This is a genomic window from Faecalibacter macacae (assembly GCF_003687725.1).
Lineage (GTDB): Bacteria > Bacteroidota > Bacteroidia > Flavobacteriales > Weeksellaceae > Empedobacter > Empedobacter macacae.
Window position 1 is genome coordinate 1 of the sequence record NZ_RDOJ01000004.1, and the last position, 17,568, is coordinate 17,568.

The 17,568-nt window shown below is 28.8% G+C and carries 15 protein-coding genes; 6 read left to right on the forward strand and 9 right to left on the reverse strand.

What is annotated here, in order from left to right; translation table 11 throughout:
- Positions 1–101: 101 nt before the first annotated feature.
- The 8 genes from EAH69_RS03820 to EAH69_RS03855 form a co-directional block, all read right to left on the reverse strand.
- Positions 102–803 (reverse strand): OmpA family protein, encoded by a 702-nt coding sequence (locus EAH69_RS03820; RefSeq protein ID WP_121933865.1) that lies wholly within the window; start codon positions 801–803, stop codon positions 102–104.
- 17 nt (positions 804–820) lie between these two features.
- On the reverse strand, positions 821–1,336 hold the full coding sequence (locus EAH69_RS03825; RefSeq protein WP_121933866.1) for a lipocalin family protein: 516 nt from the start codon (positions 1,334–1,336) through the stop codon (positions 821–823).
- Positions 1,337–1,464: 128 nt separating this feature from the next.
- Positions 1,465–2,358, reverse strand: coding sequence for a class I SAM-dependent methyltransferase (locus EAH69_RS03830; protein ID WP_121933867.1), 894 nt, complete (start codon positions 2,356–2,358; stop codon positions 1,465–1,467).
- A 3-nt stretch (positions 2,359–2,361) separates the two neighbouring features.
- Positions 2,362–4,233, reverse strand: a complete 1,872-nt coding sequence (gene mnmG, locus EAH69_RS03835; RefSeq protein WP_121933868.1) for a tRNA uridine-5-carboxymethylaminomethyl(34) synthesis enzyme MnmG — start codon at positions 4,231–4,233, stop codon at positions 2,362–2,364.
- A gap of 53 nt (positions 4,234–4,286) precedes the next feature.
- Positions 4,287–4,709, reverse strand: coding sequence for an rRNA maturation RNase YbeY (ybeY, locus tag EAH69_RS03840; RefSeq protein WP_121933869.1), 423 nt, complete (start codon positions 4,707–4,709; stop codon positions 4,287–4,289).
- 4 nt (positions 4,710–4,713) lie between these two features.
- Positions 4,714–6,930, reverse strand: coding sequence for a patatin-like phospholipase family protein (locus EAH69_RS03845; protein WP_121933870.1), 2,217 nt, complete (start codon positions 6,928–6,930; stop codon positions 4,714–4,716).
- A 91-nt stretch (positions 6,931–7,021) separates the two neighbouring features.
- Positions 7,022–9,460: a bifunctional UDP-N-acetylmuramoyl-tripeptide:D-alanyl-D-alanine ligase/alanine racemase gene (locus tag EAH69_RS03850; RefSeq protein ID WP_230466695.1), complete on the reverse strand. Its 2,439-nt coding sequence runs from the start codon at positions 9,458–9,460 to the stop codon at positions 7,022–7,024.
- A gap of 13 nt (positions 9,461–9,473) precedes the next feature.
- Entirely contained in the window at positions 9,474–10,070 is a 597-nt protein-coding gene (locus EAH69_RS03855) for a thymidine kinase (protein WP_121933872.1), read from the reverse strand.
- 176 nt (positions 10,071–10,246) lie between these two features.
- Here EAH69_RS03855 and EAH69_RS03860 point away from each other — a divergent pair, with 176 nt between their 5' ends.
- The 6 genes from EAH69_RS03860 (at position 10,247) to EAH69_RS03885 (ending at position 17,302) form a co-directional block, all read left to right on the forward strand.
- Positions 10,247–11,209 (forward strand): hypothetical protein, encoded by a 963-nt coding sequence (locus EAH69_RS03860; protein WP_121933873.1) that lies wholly within the window; start codon positions 10,247–10,249, stop codon positions 11,207–11,209.
- A 25-nt stretch (positions 11,210–11,234) separates the two neighbouring features.
- On the forward strand, positions 11,235–12,512 hold the full coding sequence (locus EAH69_RS03865; RefSeq protein WP_230466696.1) for an MATE family efflux transporter: 1,278 nt from the start codon (positions 11,235–11,237) through the stop codon (positions 12,510–12,512).
- Positions 12,513–12,574: 62 nt separating this feature from the next.
- Positions 12,575–13,570: a hypothetical protein gene (locus EAH69_RS03870; RefSeq protein WP_147439080.1), complete on the forward strand. Its 996-nt coding sequence runs from the start codon at positions 12,575–12,577 to the stop codon at positions 13,568–13,570.
- On the forward strand, positions 13,545–14,819 hold the full coding sequence (locus EAH69_RS03875) for an O-antigen ligase family protein (protein WP_230466697.1): 1,275 nt from the start codon (positions 13,545–13,547) through the stop codon (positions 14,817–14,819). The genes EAH69_RS03870 and EAH69_RS03875 overlap by 26 nt, the downstream gene beginning before the upstream one ends.
- Positions 14,820–15,914, forward strand: coding sequence for a glycosyltransferase (locus EAH69_RS03880; RefSeq protein WP_121933877.1), 1,095 nt, complete (start codon positions 14,820–14,822; stop codon positions 15,912–15,914).
- Positions 15,914–17,302 carry an exopolysaccharide biosynthesis polyprenyl glycosylphosphotransferase gene (locus EAH69_RS03885; RefSeq protein ID WP_121933878.1) on the forward strand — a complete coding sequence of 463 codons (1,389 nt, stop codon included), beginning with the start codon at positions 15,914–15,916 and terminating at the stop codon, positions 17,300–17,302. Before EAH69_RS03880 ends, EAH69_RS03885 begins: the two co-directional genes overlap by 1 nt.
- A gap of 59 nt (positions 17,303–17,361) precedes the next feature.
- Here the strand turns inward: EAH69_RS03885 and EAH69_RS03890 are convergent, their stop codons facing one another.
- Positions 17,362–17,553, reverse strand: a complete 192-nt coding sequence (locus tag EAH69_RS03890; RefSeq protein ID WP_121933879.1) for a hypothetical protein — start codon at positions 17,551–17,553, stop codon at positions 17,362–17,364.
- Positions 17,554–17,568 lie beyond the last annotated feature (15 nt).

Consider the following 17,568-nt stretch of genomic DNA (forward strand, 5'->3'; position numbering starts at 1 on the left):
TTTACTTTTCTTGCCATAAAAAATGCCCCCAAAAGTGTCTAACTTTTTGGGGGCAGTGTATTTGGACGCTTTTTTCTTTATATATAAAATCGTAAATTTTTTTATTTACCAGCTGCCTCTTTTTCAGCGTCAGCTTTCATTTTTTCGTTTGCAGTAATTGCAATCTCTACACGACGGTTAGCAGCACGACCATCAGCTGTTGAATTATCAGCGATAGGTTCTTCTAATCCTTTACCTGTAGACGTTAAGCGAGATGAATTGATTCCATTAGCAACAAGATATTGTTTCACAGAATTCGCACGTTGTTCAGACAATGGTTTATTGTAGTTTTGTGAACCTACATTATCTGTATGACCAACAATTAATAAATTAGTATCTGGATATTCTTTGAATACTTCGATTAGCTTATCTAAGTTAGTTTTAGCCGTAGAAGTTAATCCAGATTTGTTGTATTCAAAAGTAACTTTAGAAGATTCGTCTAAGATTAAGTTAATACCTTCTTCAGTACGTACAACTTCAGCACCAGGTAAAACTTGTTCAATTTTCTGAGCTTGTTTGTCCATTTTATTACCAATAACACCACCAGCAGCACCACCTACAGCAGCACCAATTACAGCACCTAAAGCAGTGTTACCACCTTTACCAATATTGTTACCCAATATACCACCAATAACAGATCCAGCAACTACTCCAATACCAGCACCTTTTTGTGTATTGTTAGCATTTTGAACTGCAGTACATGAAGTTAAAGCAAATGCTCCACCTAAAATGATTGCAGTTAATTTAGTATTTAATTTTTTCATAATTCAAAATTTATTAATTAACGTTGGAAAGTGTAATATACTTGAGCGATTTTACCATCAACACTAACATCTTGAACTAAAGTCATGTTTGTAGCGCTTAATTGATCTACTCTTAATTTATATCCAGCAGTATTTTGTTTAGCTTTAATACCAGTAACATCTTTAAAAGTGAAGTAAGTAGTTGTACCTTCTTCTACAATATTCCAAATAATTTTTGCAGTTCCTGAAGGACATGCAGAATCAGCTGTGTTGAATGTGTATGTTCCTGTTTTATTGTTTTGTACTAAGTTCCAAGTAGAACCTACAAAACATTCAGGCTTTGCCATATCAAATACAGAAGCTACAGATTCCGTTACTTTTACATTTCCTTGAACTTGTTGATTAGCTAAACCAGCATAACTTACATCAGATAAAGTCCAAGCACCACGTACTTCTTTACCTGTTTCCATTTGAGATTTTGCTACATTAGTCGATGCACATGATCCTAACATGAATGTTGCACCTACAGTTAACATTAAAATTACTTTTTTCATAGTTGTTTTTATTTTAGATCAAATAATAGCTAAAAAAAGGCTTTTATAATTAAGATTTAAGAGCTTTTAAAAGAAAATTAATGCTAGATTATGTAATGCATTAAAATTACTCGGTAAAACGCTTTATTTTAATTTTCTACCTTAATGGTATAAATTAAAGAAGAATATTGACCTGTTTTTTTAGCTGTTAAATTAGATTTCAATCCAACGAAGAAAGCTTTCAAAAATGGAAGTGAATTTCCTTTATATTTTTCAGAAAGTAAACTAACGTAAAATGCATCTAATATCATTGGGCTAACATTCTCAATTTTCATACCAAAATTGTTAATCAAAAGCTGTAAACTATCAGGATTAAAATGCCACAGGTGTCTAGGAACATCGTAAGCAGCCCAAAGTTTACCATAGTAATTTGCGTCGTAAGAAAGATGATTTGGAACCGCGATAATTAATGTTCCTCCTGGATTTAAATGTTGCTTTAATTCGATTAATATATCATTTAAATTAGGAATATGTTCAAGAACATGCCACATCGTGATTACATCAAATTTACGATTAATATCTTTCAATTCACAATTCACAACATTTTCTTTTCCAATTTTAGATTGAGAAATTTCTAAGGCTTTTGGATTTGGTTCCATTCCGGTTACATCATATCCATTATTTTGCATATGTTGTAAGAAATCTCCAGCACCACAACCGTAGTCTAAAATTGATTTTCCTTGAGTAGATTCTTTTATCAATTTTAATTTTTGATCTAAATTATATTGTTTAGCTATTTGATAAATTTTCTCGAAAAGAGATTTTTTACCATCAGTGTGCGAAATATAATTTTCACTTTCGTAGTAACGAGAAAGATCATTTAAAGGTTGAGGGTAGGTGTAAAGTACCCCTGTTTTTTCGTCTTTGTGTATCGAAAAATCTTCTTGTGTTAAGAAGTAATCTTTTAAATCTAATACTTTAATACCAGAAAATCCTTCAATTGAAGGATTCTCTTTTATAGTTTCACGTGGAACATTATTCATATATTATCTACCCATGTGGATTAATAAAACACTAATATCTGCTGGAGAAACACCACTAACACGCGATGCTTGAGCGACAGTAGCAGGTCTAATTTTTGTTAATTTTTGTCTTGCTTCTATAGACATTGATCCTAAAAGATTATAGTCAATATTCGCAGGAATTTTAAGGTTTTCTAATCGAGTCAATTTATCAGCATTTTGCTGTTCTTTCTTGATGTAACCTTTGTATTTGATTTGAATTTCTGTCTGCTCTAATTCTTCTTCATTAATATTATTCTCTTCAATAAATTGATTGACTCTTTCTAATGAAGTGAAATCTGAAAGTCTTAATTCAGGACGAGTAATTACATTAATCATTTTATTTGGTTGGGATAGAGGAGAACCTTCACGTTCTTCAATTATCTCGTTAATTTCTTTTGGTTTGATTGAATGTTCTTCGAAGTACTCAACTAACTTTTCAGCATTTTTGAACTTTTCCTCCATACGGAATAAACGTTCGTCTGATGCTAAACCAATTTCATGAGCTTTACGAGTTAAACGCTCATCAGCATTATCTTGACGTAATAAGATACGATATTCAGCACGAGAAGTAAACATACGATATGGTTCTTCTGTACCTTTTGTAATTAAGTCGTCAATTAAAACTCCAATATAAGCTTCGTTTCTATTTAGAATAAATTCGTCTTTTTCTTGAATTTTTAATGCGGCATTAATTCCAGCCATTAAACCTTGAGAAGCTGCTTCTTCGTAACCCGTTGTACCGTTAATTTGTCCAGCGCAATATAAGTTATCGATAATCTTAGTTTCTAAGGTATGCTTTAATTGTGTTGGTGGAAAATAATCGTATTCGATAGCATATCCTGGACGTAAGATCTTCGCTTTTTCAAAACCAGGAATAGTTCTTAATGCACGTGCTTGTACATCGTCTGGTAATGAAGTTGAGAATCCATTAATATAGAATTCCATTGTTTCCCAACCTTCAGGTTCAGCAAAAATTTGGTGTCTATCTTTATCAGCAAAACGATTAATCTTATCTTCAATCGAAGGACAATATCTAGGACCTGTAGATTTAATCGTTCCGTTAAACATTGGAGAACGATCAAACCCTTCGCGTAACATATCGTGTACATCTTGGTTTGTATATGTAATCCAACAAGAACGTTGTTTCGTTAATTTCGGAGTATTTGTATAGGAAAATTTTCCTGGAATTTCATCACCTGGTTGTTCAATCATTTTTGAATAATCGATAGAACGACCATCTACACGTGGAGGAGTTCCTGTTTTCATACGACCAGCTTGGAAACCTAAATCAACTAATTGTTCAGTAATTCCGAAAGCTGCTCCTTCACCCATACGTCCACCACCAAATTGTTTTTCACCAATGTGGATTAAACCATTTAAGAAAGTTCCGTTTGTTAATACAACCGCTTTTGCGCGAATTTCCATTCCCATTCCAGTACGAACTCCACAAACTTTACCATTCTCGATAATTAGATTTGTAACCATATCTTGGAACATATCTACGTTTGGAATACGTTCTAAAGTAAGACGCCATTCTTCAGCAAAACGCATACGATCTGACTGTGCTCTTGGCGACCACATCGCAGGACCTTTCGACAGATTCAACATTTTGAATTGAATCATCGTTTTATCTGTAACGATGCCAGAGTAACCTCCTAAAGCATCAATTTCTCTTACAATTTGTCCTTTTGCAATTCCACCCATAGCAGGATTACAAGACATTTGTCCTATCATCTGTAGGTTCATTGTAACCAATAATGTTTTGGCTCCAAGGTTTGCAGCTGCGGCAGTAGCTTCTGCACCTGCGTGCCCACCACCAACTACAATTACGTCATATTCTGATTGAAATATCATAATAATCGTGTTTTATATTTTATCTAAAAACAAAGAATGTTCCACGTGGAACATTATGCTTTTATTTGTTGAAATCTATTTAAATAAAAATTTTCTTTTTCAGTCATGATTCTTTTTTCTTCTTCTTCTTTATCTGGATAACCAGCAAAGTGAAGTATTCCGTGAATCATTACACGAGCTAATTCATTGTCGAAAGAAACATTATTTTGTTCTGCATTGTCTGCAATTCTTTCTACACTAATAAAAATATCTCCTGTTAAAACATCGTCTTCAGAATTATCAAATCCGATAACATCTGTGTAGTAATCGTGATCTAAATACTGACGATTAATTTCTAATAAATATTCGTCGTCACAGAAAATGTAGTTCAATTCTTCGATTGATTTTCCTTCACTTTTCATACTTTCTGTAACCCAATCAATCCAGATTTGACTTTCTTTTATTTCAAATTCTGTTTCGTAAAATAATTCTATCATTGTTCTAAAACCAATAGCCTAAGCTTAAATTAAACAACCCTCTGTCTGTATGCGGAGAATAAGCCCAGATAAAATTTATTGGTCCTAAGGGACTATCATATCCGTACTTTAATCCGTATCCAGAATATTTAAAATCTGTAAGTTTGATGTGTTCTATTCTATCTTCAACATTTGCAAGATTCATGAGAATTCCAGCATAATGATTTTTTAAAATTTTAAACTGAAGCTCAGAACCTAATATAAGTTTATTATCACCAAAAGCTGAAGCAAAAGGTAGACCATAAAACTTCGTATAATTTAAAAATCTTTGTTGAACATAACCACCTACAATAAATTTTTGAGCGCTTGTATTGTTCCCGTTAAAAAAGGTTCCAAAGTTAGCAGTAAATCTGTAACTTAGGAAATTATTAATGTGAAAATTCTTTTCTAAATCAACTTCAAATTCATAAATTTTTTCAAAGTTTTTAACATTTGAATCAATTAGATATTTAATTGAAGAATTAAACATTACACCTCTTGATGCAAAGTTCGGATTATTTCTGCTATCGGCAACTATATAGGCGTATGCTTTGAAGTAATTCCCTTTGTCATTTACAGCAAAAGGAAAATTGTCTGTTTGTGATACATTGCGTGTATAAAGTTCTATATATTGATGTTCTAAACCTAATCCAATTGCGTACCTTTCTTTTAGTGTTGATTGCAAATAGAATTGATTTACGAAGTCGTTAAAGGTATAATTTAATTCATTTAGATTAGGATATTCAGGACTTCTAAGTTCACTTAAGTTAATTTCTTTATTGAAACGATGCATTCTTGATCTAATACCAATACTTGGTAAATATCCATTGTTAATGTAGTAATTGACATTGTAACGCATGTAATCGCCAATCACAAAATCTGTGGATAAAGTTGAGTTTTTGAAGATTAAATTTTTAGAAGTATAATTCAATAAAAGTCCAGTTTTAAAGAAATCATCATAGTGCAAACCAAAACGAATTTTTTGCTTAACCGGGTTTTCTGTAACCGTTAATTCAAGCATATATTCATTCTCTTTTTCTTGGTTTAATTTGTAATCAACTTTACTGAAATTACCTGAAGAATATAATCGATTGATACCACTTTGTATCTCTTTGAAACTTGCTAATTGAGGAGATTTTATTTTTAATTTTCCTTCTAAATAGTTTAAATTATATTGTTCAGCTCCGTTTACTTTTACATCACGAATCAAAATATATTCTTTTAATTCTAATGCTTTTCTAGTGTTTTCAAGATTTCCTTGTAACGAAGCGATTTCTTTTAATTCTTCAAATTTTGAATCTGCAGCAATTAACCCACGTTCAAGTATAGGTTTAACTTCTCCGAAACTAGCTACACCATATCCTTGCGTATCAGGAATAATCATTAGGTCAACTAATTTTCGTTGTTCATCAGACTTTTTTTCCATATTAAACTTGATAATCTGCTGTAAAATATCAGTAGCTGAACCAAGCTCATCCTGTTTTTTTAATGGATCTTGAAGATCTACACCGATTATAATATCAGCACCCATATCTTTAACTTCCTTTACAGGAAAGTTATTTAAAACTCCACCATCTATTAATAATTTATTATCAATTTTGACAGGTTTTATCATCGATGGATAAGCACCACTTGCCAATACAGCTAAAGGCAGAAATCCATCTTTTAATACAATTTCTTCACCGGTTTCTATATCAGTTGCAATACATACAAAAGGAATAGATAGTTTAGAAAAATCATTTGTATCGTGAACATGACGGAACAAATATGTTAGTAAATCTAAAGGTCCTTGGCCTGAAGAAACAGCTTGTGGAATTGTTAATTTGAAGTTGTTAAAAGGTAAATCAAGAATATATTTTTCGCTATTTGCTTTTTCAAAATAAGGAATATCTTGACGGTTTTTTTCGTTGATGATTAATGATGTTAAATCTAATTCTTTGATTATAATTTCTAATTCGTCTGGCGAATATCCTGCAGCATATAAACCACCAACAATTGCACCCATACTTGTACCACCAATATAATCGATTTTAATACCAGCTTCTTCGATTTTCTTTAAAGCGCCAATATGTGCGTAACCTTTTGCACCACCACCACTCAATACAACTCCAACTTTAGGACGTTTAATTTGTACGATAGAATCTTGGGCAAAATTGATAGTTGGAATTAAAAATAAGGCAATAAGAATTTTTTTCAGCTTCATCAATCAAGGATTAGTTTGTATAAAGATACTTTAATTTTTAATGCGATATTATTGAAAAATTAAAGGGTTGTGAAACTCACAACCCTTTATGTTATTCTTTATAATAAACTCGATTTACTCGAAGTGCAATCGAAGTTAAGACTTCGTAAGGTATGGTATCCAGATCTTTTGTGTAGTCTGCTAATGTTGGATAAGAACCAAAAATGATAACTTCATCACCTTCTTTACAATTGATATCTGTTACATCAATCATCAACATATCCATACAAATTGTCCCTGTAATAGGTGCTAATTTTCCATTTACGCCAACTTTACCTTTTCCGTAACCAAGAGAACGTCTAATACCATCTGCGTAGCCAACAGGAAGCGTTGCAATACGAGAATTTCTTTCGGCCTTAAAACGACGACCGTAACTTACAGTTTCGCCAACTTTCAATTCAGAAATTTGAGAAATTATTGTTTTAAATTGAACAACAGGTTTTAATTTTTTGTTCATAAAATCTGAATATTCGGAGTATCCGTACATTCCGATTCCTAATCTAACCATGTCGTATTGATGATCGTTATAAGCAACAATTCCGGGCGAATTTAAACAGTGTTTAATTGGTTTTACATCTAAGGCTTCTGATAATATTTTGTACCCATTATCAAAACGATTAAATTGATATTGGGCGTACTCTTTTTCATCTTGCATATCAGCAGTAGCTAAATGCGTAAAAATAGATTGTACGTAAACCTGTGGCGTTTGTTTCAACGTTTCAATTAAATGATCGTATTCAGATTCGTGAAAACCTAAACGATTCATTCCTGTTTCCAATTTAATATGGATTGGATATGGTCGTGAAATTTGTTTTTCTTTCAGTTTTTTCACGAATAAATCTAGCACACGGAAACTATAAATTTCAGGTTCTAATTGATATTCGATAACGGTAGAATAACTACTTTGTTCAGGATTCATGACGATAATCGGAACTGAAATTCCGGCTTTTCTTAATTCCTTTCCTTCATCAGCGATAGCTACACCTAAATAATCTACACCATTATTTTCTAAAACATTTGCGACTTCAAAACTTCCAACACCGTAACTATTCGCTTTTACCATACACATAATTTTTGTGGTTGGTTTTAAAAGTGAACGGTAGGTTTTGATGTTTTCGATTAAATTCTGAAGATTAATTTCTAGAACTGTATCGTGAGAACGAGTTTCTAATTCTTCGGCAATTTTTTCTAATTGGAACGGACGAGCACCTTTTAATAAAATTGCTTCGTCGTAGACATTTTGAGTTTTGAATTGTTCCAAAAATTCATCTGTCGATTTATATGATCGAACGTAAGATTGAAATAAATCTTTATAGTTCGAAATTTTATCTCCGATTAAAACAATTTCAGTAAAATGATATGGATTAACTAAATCGGCCGTTTGTTGATATAGTTCTTGATCTGAAAGATTACTTTGTAAAATATCGGTTAGAACTAATGTTTTTCTTGCCTTTTTTTGTTGATTAAGGACATTTAAACCAATTTTTAAAGAATTTAGATCAGAATTGAATGAATCATTAATAATGATTGAATTGTTAATCGCTTCTTTAATTTCAAGACGCATTTCAATCGGTAATAATGCAGAAAAATTAGATTTATATTGTTTATAATCAATATTTAATCCGATTAATGTCGTTAAACAAATTAAGCTATTTTTAATCGAAGCATCATCTTGAAAAGGGATAGAAAATGTGAAAATTTCTTGATTATGTAAAATAGAAATTTTCGTATTTGTTTCTTCCTGAATGATTTCTTTGATTTGTACTAATGCAGAATCAGTATAACCATAAGTTATTTTATCAATTTTAGACAAATGATCATCATCCGAAATTATTTGATGTAATTGTTCATTTTCGATATTGTAAACTAGTTTATCAACATTTGTGAACAACTTCAATTTTTCTCGAATTAACTGTTCTTCATCTTTAAAATTTTCTAAATGCGCATTTCCAATTTTTGTTAGAACTCCAATAGTTGGCTGAATAATTTCTTCCAGTTTTTCCATTTCGTTCGGCATCGAAATTCCTGCTTCAAAAATTCCTAAATCATTTTCTTGATTTAATTGAAGAATTGAAATTGCGGTTCCGAATTGAGAATTGTAACTTTTTGGACTTCGTGAAATGTTGAAGTTTTTCCATAATAATTGGTTCAACCATTCTTTTACGATTGTTTTACCGTTGGAACCAGTAATTCCAATAACTGGAATATTGAATTGTTGACGATGAATGCGCGCCCAATTTTGTAAGGCTTGTAATGGATTATCGACAATAATTTGGTTGATGTCTTTGTATTGTTGGATTGGATGTTGAACGACAAAAGTTCTTATCCCTTTGTGATATGCGTCTGCAATGTAAGTATGTCCATCTTTTTGGTTGCCCGAAAGAGCAAAGAAGATTCCGTTGATAGGATGAACAATTAAACGTGAATCGAAGAATATTTGTTCGATAGGCGTTTGACCATCTCCGATCAATTGACCAGAGACAATCTCCACTATATTTTGTAGTTTATAACTTTTCAACTTTTATTTTGTTATTTTCTTCCCAATAAGCTCTTCTGCTTAGCGGTTCATATTCGGAAGTTTCTCCTAATTCTACTAATTTCTCGCTGTCGATTTTTCGGTGCGAATAATGTGCCAAACCACCTGTACGAACACAAATAGCATGTACTTTTGTTACATACTCGGCAGTTGCCATTAGGTTAGGCATTGGCCCAAAAGGACGTCCTTTAAAATCCATATCTAATCCGGCAACGATTACTCGTTTACCTTGATTGGCTAACTGATTTGCTACATCTACAATACCTTCGTCGAAGAATTGAGCTTCATCAATACCTACCACGTCACAATCATCTGCTAATAATAAGATACTAGAAGAATATTCAACAGGTGTACTTGTGATGGAGTTTTGATTATGTGATACAACTTCGCGATCGGCATAACGCGTATCAACAGTAGGTTTAAAAATTTCTACACGTTGTTTGGCAAATTCTGCACGTTTTAAACGACGAATTAATTCTTCTGTTTTACCAGAGAACATTGAGCCACATATGACTTCTATCCAACCTGTTTTTGATTGATCGTGAAATGTATTTTCGATAAACATAAATATAGATATGTTAGTGCTTATTAGAAATGATTAGCAAATTTACGGAATAAATTAGATGATGAAATAATATTTATAAGAACATACAAATTATAACAAAAGTTTTATTTTTACGTTCGTTTATAATATCTAGCAATTAAAAATAAATAATTTATTATATAAAATTATATTAAAAAATGAGTGTAGAAAGAGAAAATAGTCAAGAAATAGACTTAGTATTTTTATTTAAGAAATTTAAGGAATTATTATTATCAATTAGTTTTTCCTTAGTTGTGTTTATGAGATTTATTTTTCGAAAAAAATATGTAATTCTTGGATTGTTAGCCGTTGGTGTTTTATTTGGATTTTTATTAGATTTTCAACAGAAAAATAAATTTAAAACAGAATTAGTGGTTATACCAAATTTTGAAAGTGTTGACCTTCTATATACTGAAATTGAAAATTTTAATTCCAATTTAAAAGTTAATAGCACTAAACATGAATTTTTAAAAGATGTTTCAAAAGTAGAAATAGAGGCAATTGAAAATTTAGGTAATATTTTACAAGAAAGAGAGAATCTTGAAATTTTTAAAGTATTGACAGAAACCAAGGAAGATTTTTCAGAAATTATAAAACAAGAGCAATTTGAAAAAAGTTATAAGTATCATTTAATTATTATAAAAACTAATTCTCCTAAAAATACTCAAAAAATTGTAGATTATATTTTAAGCATAATTAACGAAAAATCATATTATAAAGAGCGTTCCAAAATTGCAATTAAGAATCAAGAACAAGCTAAAGTTCAAGCTGAGAAATCTATTGACCAAATTAATAAAATTTTAGAAAATATGGGTTCAGGGAACCTTTCTGCTGGAGGAAAAGATCTAAATATTAATAATTATGATCAATTAAATAGTGTTATTGATTTAAAAGCACATTATGTAAAAGAATTAATGAAAATAAACACAAAATTGATTGAGTATAAACGAGCAATTTATCCTGTAGATATTTCATATAATAACAATTTAGGTGCTAAAAAATTATACACACAGTTTACGTTTATATTACCAATCTTAATATTATTATTATATTTTATTTTTAATTTTTTAAGACATTTCTATCAGAAATATTATAGTTTATATTTAAAAAGTAATGTTTAATAAACTTATTCAATTGTCTGAAAAGATGAAGAATAAAGAGATGAAGAGCAGTTTAATAACCTTATTACTAAGAGCTATTGGAGTATTAACTCTTTTTCTTTTTACACTATTTTTTAACCGAAATTTTGAACCTTCTATTGTTGGAGATTACGAATTTACTCGTATGTTTTTGCTTGTAACAGGAGGGGTTTGTATTTTAGGAACAGATATATCTATTCTTTATTTCTCAGGATTTTTTAGGAGTGAAAATAAATTCTATAAAATTAAATCACTGTATTTTAAAGTTTTAACACTAAGCTTAGGATTGTGTGTACTAATTTTAACAATTTTTAATATAATATTTACAGAAGATTCGATTAATGATATTTTTGGTAATAAAAATTCATATCAATTAATTTCAACTTCATTATTGTTTTTAGTATTTAACGTTTGGACTTTATTTAACACTGAAGTTTTACGTGCATTAGATCAAATAGTATGGTCAGAATTATTTCGAAATACGTTTAAATTTTTTCCAATTTTTATCGGTGTATTACTACTTTATAATAGTAATACACCGGAAGTAATTGTTGATGTTTATATTAAAGGTTTTGTAGTTTTATGCTTAATAACTACATTATTTGTTATCTATTTATTAAAGAAAATTCCAAAGGGTATAGATGGAGATATAGTTACATTTAAAGAGATTATTAGATACTCACTTCCAATGTGTATAAGTAGTATTATTATTTATTTATTGTCAACTATAGATATTGCTCTACTTAGATATTTTTTTGGTAGTTCAGAGGTAGCGTTTTACGCATTAGCTATAAAATTAATTTCTGTATCAGGAATGATTATATTGAGTATTAATGTAAATGTTTCTCCTCAAATATCTGAGTTAAATGCGAAAGATAAAAGAAAAGAGTTAGAGAGCTTATTAAAGAAATCTAGTCGTATAATCTTTGTATTAAATTTTATATTATGTATATTTTTATTAATATTTTCTGAATATATATTATCATTTTTTGGTTCTGAATATTTAGTTGCAAAAAAGTCATTCTTAATTTTAATTTTAGGTCAATTCATAATTGCAGGGTTTGGTTCTGTAGCAGTCTACTTAAACATGACAGGAAGACCTATTGTATTTAGAAGAATATTGTTTTTCGCTTTATTACTTAATATTGGTTTAAATTATGTACTTATTCCACATTTTGGTTTAGTAGGTGCTGCAATAACATACGTAATTACAATTATTTTTTGGAATGCTACTTCTACCGTTTATATTTTCAGAAAAGATAATATCAAAACTTTTATCCATTAATAATGAAAGTTACAATTCAAAAAAATAAAGTTACTTTTTTGCTTTTATTTATTGTGTCATTCATGATTACACTAATTGCAGAGTATATATTACCAGAAAAGTTTTTTTATGATGCACAAACTATTGTGTTTGATATTTACAATGAAGCAGGTTTTAAGGGTAGTTATCCTTTAACAATGTCATTTTATAAATACACATTACTAGGTAAATTACCTTTTAATGTAGTTGGGATTATACAATTATGTTTTTATTATTTCATACTTTATAAAATAGGAATCCCAAAAGATTTTCATGTTTTTACATTAAAGAATCTTGTGATGTATTTGGCTTTTTTAATGATTGCAATTTTTATTGCAATGCCATCAAAAGAGTTTATTACATTTCTTTATATTTCTCAAATTGTATTTGTTATTAGATCTCGTCAAATAGGTTTAGATGTTGCTTTATTATATTCATTCTTTTTATTGATTGTATTTGGTGTATTCTTTCGTTCATATTTTGCTTTAATACCTTTTATATCAATTTTTTTATACCTAATTTCAAAAATTAAGTATACGAATAGAACTCTTGGTATTTTAGTAACAAGTATTTTAATTATTGTTTTATTTTCAGTTACACATTCAATTATTAATGGGAGTTATTTTTCTGATTTAGCACGTAATTCTGTAAATGAAATTAGAGAAGGATCAGCAGATGCAAATTCGATGATTATTCCTCCACTAGCAAATACAAATAGTTTTGCAGAGTTGGTAAACACTTTTTACAGTTTTTTCTCAGTGAATTTTCCAATTGTAGAATTAAAGCATTTTCTCTCACCACGAATTTTAATGTTTATTATTTGGCAAATATTATTTACAGTAATTTTTGTTGTACGATTTTCATGGGCAATAAATAAAAGAGAATATAAAGTTTTATGGATTTTCTATTTCTTGTTTTCTTATTTAGCGATACAAAGTGTTTTTGAGCCAGATTTAGGTTCTGCAATTCGCCATAAAATAGGTATGTTACCACTAATTTACTATGTTTTTTATTATGATAGTTTCTCAAGAAAGGTATAATCTAATTAATCAGATTTTAATTGTTTTAATTGCTTCTACAATAGTTTTTAGACCTGTTTGCACTATTCTTTTAATAATTTTTAGTTTATTTAATTTAATAAATTATAAACATATCAATTTAGATAAAAGATATTTAAAGGATATGTTAATTATTGGGATACCATTTTTATTAAGCTTGCTTTTTATATTTTTAAATGATAATATTTTACAAGGTTTAAAAACAGTAGAAAAAGTGTTAATATTGATAATATTTCCATTAACTATTTTAACGAACAGGAATTTGAATATTAAGAGTATACTAAATTATTATCGAAAAATATTTATAGTATTATTGATCTTTTTTTTGATTCGTTTTATTGTGATTTATCCTGATAAAATTGAAAAATATATTAATGGTATAGATCTGATTGAAATTGGTTATCAATATGCAATATCTCTTGGTACCCATGCGCCTGCGCTAAATATGCATATCGCATTTTTAACAATAGTTAATTTTTATTTTTTGGTACAAAGTATTTTAAAGAAAAAGATGAATAATATTATTTATAATATAATATTATTTTTAATAGCTTTTTCTTTTATATTAATAGTAAATACACGTATAGCGTTAATAAATATTTTTCTTGGATGTTTGATAGTATTATTTTTTGAATTTGTTAAAATATATTCATTTAAAAAGACAATTTTAATTTCAATAATTAGCCTAATCACATTTGTGGGAATTACAGCTATTTACACCAAAATAAATCCTTATATGTTGGATAAATATTCAACGGTTACTTTTGACCATATGGATAAAATTGGGAAATTAGATGAAATAGAGAATCCAGAAATAGTTGTTTTTAATGCATTAGTTACACGTGTATCCATTTGGAAAGCCTCTTATGAAGTAGTGTTAGAAAATTTACCTTTTGGAACTGGAGCTGCAGATGGAAAAAAAGAACTTAATAAGTATTTTGAGCGTACTAATCAGCAATTTTTAGCAAAATATGAATTTCCTATACATAATCAGATTTTAGATTATGGGATAAAATTTGGTTTTTTTGGAATTTTAGGAGTATTAGTTTATTTACTTTACCCTATTTATAAATTTTTAAGAATTTCAATTTATCAATCGTTATTCTTGTCTTTCGGAGTAATTTTTTTTATATCGAACTTAACAGATGATTTTTTGATACGATTTGATGGAATAGTTTTTAGTGGATTATTTTATACACTATTTAGTAGCATATCTTATAAAAAATACTAAATGAAAAAAGCAATAATAATAGATTGGTTAGATAAGTATGGCGGTGCAGAAAGAGTGATTCAGAAAATCAATAATATCTTTCATTTTGATCAAATATATACTCTAACTAACATAATGAAAAATGAGGAATTTGTACAATTATTTCCTCAAAATAAAGTAACTATAAATGACACGATCTTACGCAAGTCAGGATCGAGATTTAGAATTTTTTATTTTTCATTTTTCTATCTGATTAGTAAAATTAAAATAGATAAAAATGTAGATCTAATTATTTCATCATCTCATTCTGTCGCGAAAGGAATATCAAAGTCAAGAAAAGATCAAGTACATATTAGTTATTTTCAAGCAAGGAATTCAAATTATATTTGGGATGAAGTTGATTTATATTTCGGAAAGTTTAAAATACTTTTTTATCCATTACTATATGTATTACGAAGATTTGATATTAAGCAATCTCAAAAACCAGATTTTATTGTTTCAAATTCAATTTTTGTACAACAATGGGTAAAAAAAGTATATAATCGTGATTCGGTTGTAATTTATCCACCTGTCAATTTTGATAAATTTAATTTAAAAATACAAAAAGAAGATTATTATGTGATTGTTGGTCGCATTGCTGCAATTAAACGATTTGATATTGTTATTAAAGCATTTAATAATAATAAACGAAAATTAATCGTTATTGGTGATGGAGAAGAACTTGAAAGCTTAAAGAACTTAGCAAAATCAGATCAAATCTTTTTCAAAGGTTTTCAGACTGCTGAAGAAGTTGCTAAATACGTAGGATCTGCAAAAGCATTTATACAAGTAGGAATTGAAGGTTTTGGTATAGCTCCCTTAGAAGCACAAGCATGTGGGACACCTGTTATAGCCTACGCAAAAGGAGGGGTATTAGAAACTATAATAGAAAATAAAACAGGAGTGTTCTTTAATGAGCAATCTGTGGAAAGTTTAAACAATGCTATTTTAATATTTGAGCAATTGACTTTTGATAACAATTTTATGAGAAATCATGCGTTAAATTTTTCTGAAGAAAATTTTGAGCGTAATTTTAAACAATTTGTAGAATCTAAAATACACCCTAAACTTATTTAATGATTAGTTTTAATAAAAATCGCTCGATCTTCAAAGTCAGTATTTTCTTATTAGATTTGTTCATTGTTTTTTGCCTGTTAATAACATTTATCATCTTACAATACAAATACTATTATCCAGTAAAACTAGACCGTTTACCATACATTTATGAAATTATTCAATCTCACTATAAAGCATTAATTTTATTGCTTTTATCATGGATTGTTATTTCTGATTACATAAAATTTTATTCATTTAAAAAATTTTATTATATAAGAGAAATTGGAAAGAAAGTTATTTATCAAATTTTCTTTTTTACAATTATATTTTTTACTATTTCTGGATTAAAATCTGATGACCTATTAGCGAATCGTTTTATACTATTGATAGTTTTAATATTATTTATTTATTTAATTTTTTCTAGATTAATAATAAATCGATATTTTAAATTAAAATTCAGTAAAGGAAAAAATTTAACAAATGTTATATTTATAGGTAATAATCCGAATTCTTTAAAATTAAAGAAAATTTTAATTGATAGAAAAGAATATGGTTTTTGTGTTAAAAATATTGATATCACATCGGATTATTTTTTTCAATCCATTTTAGACTTAAATATTAAAAGAGTATTTATTTCTCAATCTGGTAAAATAGATTATTCATTTGAAATGAAACTATTGGATTTCTGTGAAAATAATCACATTAGCACGATATTTATTCCTTATTCTATACAAGATGATTTGATAAGTTTGAAAGTCGAATATATAGATACTATCCCTATTTTTAAGTTAAAGAAATATCCGCTTGAGAAATCTGAAAATCAATTAATTAAATATTTGTTTGATTTAGTATTTTCGTTAATTGTTTGTGTTTTTATACTTAGTTGGTTATTCCCTTTAATTTCAATTTTAATTAAGTTAGACTCTAAAGGACCTATAATTTTTAAACAAAAAAGAAGAGGTCTTAGTGGAGAAGAATTTGATTGTTTTAAATTTCGTACCATGCGTAATGATGGAACGAATTCAATAAAAGCAACAGTAGTTAATGATTCTAGAGTTACTAAAATTGGAAACTTTTTAAGAAAAACTAGTTTGGATGAATTCCCACAGTTTTTTAATGTATTAAAGGGCGATATGTCTATTGTAGGTCCACGACCACATATGATTTCACAAGATGTTCATTATAGTGAAATTATTAAAAAGTATAATTTAAGAAACTACGTAAAGCCGGGTATTACCGGATTAGCTCAAGTTAAAGGTTATCGTGGAGCTATTAACAGCAACAAAGACATGGAGGATCGTATTATTACAGATATTTTCTATGTAAGAAACTGGTCTCTTTTATTAGATATACAGATTATTTATCAAACTGTTGTTTTGATATTTAAAGGAGATGAAAACGCTATATAAATACAATAAAAAAAGCCTTAGAAACTTTCTAAGGCTTTAATATCTTTAAGTTGGATATATTACCAACCAGTGTAATCTTTTTCGTTATCGTTTCCGAATTCTACTAATCTTGCTAACCACCAAATCATTAATCCGATTCCGACAGCTGTAAAGAACCATCCAGCCCAATAACCAACTGGTACTAATAGGTTTTCAAATGTCCAAGTAAAAACAGACCCAATTGCAAAAAATAAATCAGTTATTAATCCCATATCCTAGTTTATTGC